Annotated in this window: 4 protein-coding genes; 1 reads left to right on the forward strand and 3 read right to left on the reverse strand. The window is 34.7% G+C overall.

From position 1 onward, the window contains the following. The 3 genes from AC1DUW_RS22615 to AC1DUW_RS22625 all read right to left on the reverse strand — a co-directional run. Positions 1-898, reverse strand: an 898-nt coding sequence (locus AC1DUW_RS22615) for a TRAP transporter permease (protein ID WP_477643521.1), incomplete at its 3' end; no start/stop codon positions are given. Then, complete coding sequence (locus tag AC1DUW_RS22620) at positions 891-1,397, reverse strand: DUF1850 domain-containing protein (protein WP_407946251.1); 507 nt, start codon at positions 1,395-1,397, stop codon at positions 891-893. The genes AC1DUW_RS22615 and AC1DUW_RS22620, both read right to left, overlap by 8 nt. A gap of 93 nt (positions 1,398-1,490) precedes the next feature. After that, complete coding sequence (locus AC1DUW_RS22625; protein WP_053345825.1) at positions 1,491-2,465, reverse strand: TAXI family TRAP transporter solute-binding subunit; 975 nt, start codon at positions 2,463-2,465, stop codon at positions 1,491-1,493. A gap of 367 nt (positions 2,466-2,832) precedes the next feature. On the opposite strand from AC1DUW_RS22625, the gene AC1DUW_RS22630 reads away from it, so the two are divergent. After that, a complete protein-coding gene (locus AC1DUW_RS22630; RefSeq protein ID WP_053345824.1) occupies positions 2,833-3,747 on the forward strand; it encodes a LysR family transcriptional regulator in 915 nt (304 codons plus the stop codon). The last annotated feature ends 282 nt before the right edge of the window (positions 3,748-4,029 follow it).

Below are 4,029 nucleotides of genomic sequence, written 5' to 3' on the forward strand. Positions count from 1 at the left end.
GCATTAATTGACCACCTGTTGAAGCAGCTGCCTCTACTGCACCAGCAAATTCCTTTTTATATCCAAGGTTTTTCATCATCGGAATCGTGAATGCTCCTGAAGTAACAACATTAGCTACAGAGCTTCCGCTTATCGTTCCTTGAAGAGCACTTGAAAAAATTGCAACCTTTGCAGGCCCTCCTATTCTTCTACCAGCAATCGCTGTTGAAAGATCATTAAAATATTGACCAACCCCTGTTCGAATAAGGAAAGAACCAAACAATAAAAACAGGAAGATAAATGTAGATGAAATCGCTAAAGGTGTGCCTAATATCCCCTCCGTAGAGAAAAACATCGTTTGTACCATACGCTCAAAGGTTAACCCACGATGTGATAAGAACCCAGGCATATATTGGCCAAAAAGTCCATAGAGAACAAATACTATGGCAATAACCATAATGGGAAGACCTACTGCACGCCTAGTAGCCTCAAGTACAAGTAGAATCGCTACTAAACCAACTGCAAAATCCAAAGTGCCTAAACGACCAACATTCATAACGAGATCCTCGAAAAATAATGGCCAATAAGCGCCTACTCCAATACTAAGAACAGCTAAAATAATATCGTACCAGGCAATTTGGAACTTTCCCTTTTGACGATTCTTGCGGTTTGCGGGGAATAGTAAAAAAATTAAAGAAAGTGCAAAACCTAAATGTATCGTCCTTTGAATTTGTGCTGTAAAAACACCAAAAACAGCCGTATATAATTGAAATAATGAAAAGGCTAAGAGACCGATAAAAGCAATGTAACCCAAAATACCTGTTAATTTCCTTGTTCCCGCTTCAGGATCGTATTTTTCTAATAGTTCCTGTTGTTCTTCTTCCGTTAAATACTTCGCTATTTCGTTATCATCAGCCATTTATATTCACTCCATTCAATTGTTCCCAAAATGAGATTTTTTTTGGAGAAATTCTGATCCATGTGCCTGGCTTAATAAAACTTGAAATTGTGTATGTACACCCCTTATAAATTAACCGATGATTTGCTCTAACTTTCCCTATTCTTAAATCGATATATGCAAATTGGCGATTCATATTTTTTATATAATAAATGCCATCTTTCTCTTCAAATACTTCCTCACCTTCTGCATTAGAAGGCATACCAACTGCAAAATCTTTATATGCAAGCTCGGTTAGTTTCATTTTCTTGTCGGATAAGTGATATGTTTCGAGTACTTCTGATAGGTGAATAGAGTGTGTATACTTTATTTGAACGGTTTTTTCTTTTTTCAACGGTAAATATGCTAGTAATTCCTCTTGATCCTGGTAAGAAAAAGCAATGACTTGTTTATATGGAAAGAAGAATAGACAAGCGCTAAACAATAGTAGAGGTATACAATAAATCGTAAATTTCTTCACTCTCATAGATACCCCTTTCAAAATTAGGAATCTTTTTTCTAGAAAACAAAAGTCGATAGAACACATATAGCGTACTACCGACCATTATAGTGTTTACTGAGTAACACCTTTTTCTTTAAAGTATTTAGCTGCCCCAGGATGAAGCTCCATATCCCCTAATCCTTCAAGTGCCGTTTCAGGTGTAATGAACTTCCCTTTTGCATGTGTGATTTTGTCTGTATTTTCATAGATAGCTTTTGTCATTTCATATACTAATTCTTCATCAAGATCCTTTGATACAACTAACATTGCTTTAACAGCCACCGTTTTAATGTCAGATTTTATTTTATAAGTGCCACTAGGAATGGTATCCTCTGCATAGTATGGATATTTGTCAACCAATGCTTGAACTTTGTCGTCTGCCATTGGAATAATGACAATATCATTTTGTACAGATAACGCTTCAACCGCACCAGTTGGTGTACCTGCAGTTATAAATGCTGCGTCAATATTACCTGCCTGGATCCCGTCAGTTGACTCATCAAAAGATAGGTTTTGTGCTTTAATATCTTTGTCTGATAATCCATGAATTTCTAGAATTTGCATGGCATTAATGTATGCTCCTGATCCAGGTGCGCCCACTGATACTTTTTTCCCTTTTAGATCACTAACTGATTTAATTCCACTTTTAGCTGTCGTTACAAGTTGTACTGTTTCCGGATATAAAGAGCTGATTGCTTGGATATTATCAATTGGTTTTCCTTCAAACATTTCTTTACCTTCAATTGCATATGCTCCGATATCTGTTTGCGAGAAAGCAATTTCAGCTTCTCCCACTCTCAAGGTTTCCATGTTTTCAGCTGAAGCACCGGATGTTTGGGGTGTTATATTCGCCTTTGTGTTATCAGAAATGATATTTCCAATTTGTCCACCAAGTGGATAATATGTACCACCAGTTCCGCCAGTCAATAAACTTAAGTTTTGGCTTCCACCGCCGGAGACACCTTCTTTACTGCCACTACATGCTGTCATGATTCCGATAAGCATCAAGATACTAACTAATAAAAAGCCACTGTATAATTTTTTCATTAAAATCCTCCTTTTGCATTTTTATCACCTTTTAATAGATGATATTGTTAATATTCTACCGACCACCTTGATTCCCCTGCATTTTCCAGTTAGACCTTAGTACTGAAAAATCTCTAGGAATAAATTATTATTTCTTACAAAATCAGCAAAAAACAAGGCGTAAATGGGTCAAAATACTGCGAATAAATTAGAAAATTCAATCATTTGTGAGTGGAAATCCCTAATTATACAGCTCCACCCTTTATTAAAGGATAATATTGACTCTTCTATATTAGAAATATATTATTGTTATAAACTTATAAGTGTTCATTATAAAAATTACCTTTTTGGCAGTGATTCTTGAAATCCAACTGAAGTGAGTGATCATATGAATTTTCTATCTCTACGCTATTTTATAGAGATTTCTAACCATCTTAGTTTCAGTGAGGCATCCAAAACCCTGCATATTTCCCAACCCGGGCTAAGTCAACAAATCTCTTCCCTTGAAAAACAACTAGGTTTTAAACTTTTAAATCGAACAACAAGAAAAATCACATTAACAGAGGAGGGAGAGTACATCTATAAAAAACTCGCTCCTTCCTTCGATGATATTGAGAAAACGATCAATTACATAATTGAAAACAAGATTATCCCCAAACCTAAAATAGAAATCGCTACCGTACCCTCTGCAGCTAGCATTTATATCCCAAAGCTATTAAAAAAGTTTCTAGGGGAATATCCTGATGTTGAATTTTATCTACATGAAACAACATCATCAAGGGCTGTCAAACTAGTTAATCAACAAAATTATCACATCGGGTTTATCCGAACTCCCATTCACAATAACATAATTGCCCATGAAGGATTGAACATGATTGAATTCAAAAGGTTTCCATTACAATTAGTGGTTTCAACAGTTCATCCACTAGCTCAAAAGGATTCTATACACTTATACGAAGCAAAGGATGAATCTTTCATTCATTATGATGCTGTTCAAGCACACTCCCTTCAATTTCTATTGGAAAAGGCTTGTTTAACTGCTGGATTTTCTCCGAAAGAATTATGTAAAGGATCGGAATTATTAACTATAGCTAATTTGGTCTCTAATAACCTTGGCGTTGCTCTCATGCCCAAAGATATGATTGGTTTGTTAGGGACAAGTAACGTTAAAGCTTTAGACATCGATAACACTGAATTAACTAGTTCCATTTCAGCGATATGGAAAAACACCGAAGATACGTCATTATTAACTAATCAAATTTTGCAAACTCTACAAAACGATCCAACGTTTTACGATAAATAAGAGTTTTTTATTTTGATCCAGAATAAACATTAGGTTATTTAAAAAAAAGAGGCCCTACCAAAAGTAAAACCTTTGGTAGAGCCTCTTTTACATAAATTTATATTGAATATTCAATATAAATTATAATACAAATAATATTCCCGCTTTGAACAAATACGTTACTTGATAATTCCCCCTTTCTTTAAGTACTCCCTTCTATAACCAATATTTATAAGTATATAAAAATTTACTATTTTTATTATTGATCTTACCATGTTAGCATTTTTTTATACGATATTTGAA

It is taken from the genome of Peribacillus sp. P4_C12 (assembly GCF_056402095.1).